Source organism: Serratia sp. A07, from assembly GCF_058725505.1.
The window spans coordinates 1-1,935 of record NZ_JBZXDO010000137.1 but is presented as its reverse complement, the minus strand read 5'-3'; the positions used below and the strand labels follow the sequence as shown (position 1 = coordinate 1,935).

At 49.9% G+C, this 1,935-nt stretch carries 2 protein-coding genes; both read right to left on the bottom strand.

Annotated elements, in window-relative coordinates:
• Positions 1-50: 50 nt before the first annotated feature.
• Positions 51-623, bottom strand: coding sequence for a hypothetical protein (locus AC4PR2_RS28560; protein ID WP_089186708.1), 573 nt, complete (start codon positions 621-623; stop codon positions 51-53).
• Positions 620-1,369, bottom strand: a complete 750-nt coding sequence (locus AC4PR2_RS28555) for a PFL_4669 family integrating conjugative element protein (protein WP_180547794.1) — start codon at positions 1,367-1,369, stop codon at positions 620-622. The genes AC4PR2_RS28560 and AC4PR2_RS28555 overlap by 4 nt, the downstream gene beginning before the upstream one ends.
• Between the last annotated feature and the right edge of the window lie 566 nt (positions 1,370-1,935).

Below are 1,935 nucleotides of genomic sequence, written 5' to 3'. Positions count from 1 at the left end.
TACCCTGGCTGGGTTTCTCACACAGGTAGAGCTGCATCAGATAACCTCCCTCAGCCCTGACCTTTGGCAACCTGCTGCAACTGCGTCATCAGTCTCCCAAGGTAAGCATCGGTCAGGTGTGACGCATCCGGTGAGCTGTATGTCACTTTCAGACGGCTGCCAACGCCGGACTTGACCACTTCGAGCTCAAGGCGATCATTGCCTTTCCATTCCTGCCCCATCTTGTAATAACTGCCCCGATTTGCTGACCAGACCGGACGTGCTTCATCAATGGAGCTCGCACTCCAGTCACCGTGCTGATCACGCTGGCGCAGACTTTCAAGCTCCTCGGAGGAGATGAACTGATAATGACTTTTCAGCCGCGCCGCCGCGGTATCAACATCCACCGGGAGGCTATACGTATGTTGCACGTCCTGCCGGGGCCCCGAAATACCGGCCCGGGTCATCCAGGGCATGCTACCCTCACTGGAGCCGCCGCTGCCACCGGTTGCCAGCGAATGGGCAGCGTCACTGATTTTTTTGTTCCATTCACCCAATTCGGTGCCTGCGCACCCCGTTAACAATAACGCGGTGCAGAGTACACCTGGCATCAAAAAAGACGTTACCTGTCGATTCATACTCATGATTTAGCTCCTTTTTTAGAGGAAATTAATGCAGAGGTCTTGAGTGGTGGAGAGAAAGAGGAGCGTATTGCGCCCGACATAATATCTTCGTCAGGCATACCCAAACGGGTGATCGCATCCTTACCTGCGGGCGTTTCGAGACGAATATCATCTCGAGTCACCTTCACGGGACGATAGTGTTGGACGACACCGTATACGCTACGGATCCAATGCCCCCCTCGGTCCAATAGAGTGTCGCGTTCCGAACGTGATATAAGCCCATAGTGCCAGGCTTGAAAGGCTTTCATCGCAAGCTGGTCATAACCGACCAGAAGGAAAACACAGCGATATCCCACAGGAGTGCGACTAAATACACCAATATTTAAAGGAGACACGGAAGCAACATCTGAAAGAGAAATTTGTGCAGGGATGTTTGCCAGTGTTTTGTCCAGCTCGGCAACAGCCTGTTGAAGTAACTGCGTACCTTTATTTAAGGTCTCTTCCAGGGCGACCATTGCAGCATCAGCATAAGGGTTATCTTCACCAGAAGCCTCATTGATCTGCCCTGCTCGTAGAATAAAACGGGGCATACTATAAATATCAGGGCGTCGCTTCCCCGACGTTTCAGGATCAGCGTTTTGGCTACGTCGCCCTTCCCATAAACGAATGGCATAGAGGGTATGAAGCTCTACGGTAAGAGTGGATTTTAATGCACCAGCGCGTGCAGCCGCCGGTTTTTGTTCGTTATTCTTTGCTGATTCAACCATTAGAAGCATCCTTCCGGGAATGTGTGTGGCTTGAAATAGTCTCGGCAGACACCATTAGCAGCAATCCAAAACTCTTTTTCATTTCCAAAGGAAAAGTGATGACATAAATTTTGCTCATTTTTTAGCCACTGTTGGCAGTGCCAACAGTGGTCGCTTTTTAATCACACAAGTTTTCATCTGAGAGTGTCGAAAATTCTGGATACATACCCAGACCTTAGGCTGTTTATTTTTTAAGCGGTGTTGGCAGTACCAACACTGTGTATTTTTTAAACAACTCTTCCTGTTCAGATTTATGACTTATTTTTTGCACGTGCCATTCCCAAACGTAGCTTCGCAACTATGTCGCTGACATGCTCCCGCGACGCCAGGTGTTGACGAACCGGACCTGTTGGTTTTGCTGGCGACGCAAAGCAAGGTATTTGGCGTCGCGGTACAGACCTGGCAGGTTCTGGGGATTTGGCACTCGCATACAATTCACCGTTTCTGGCGTATCTGACGACAATTAATCTGGCCGGTTCGCGACAATTATTTTGGCCGGTTTGTAATCTGAGATCACAACCTACTCA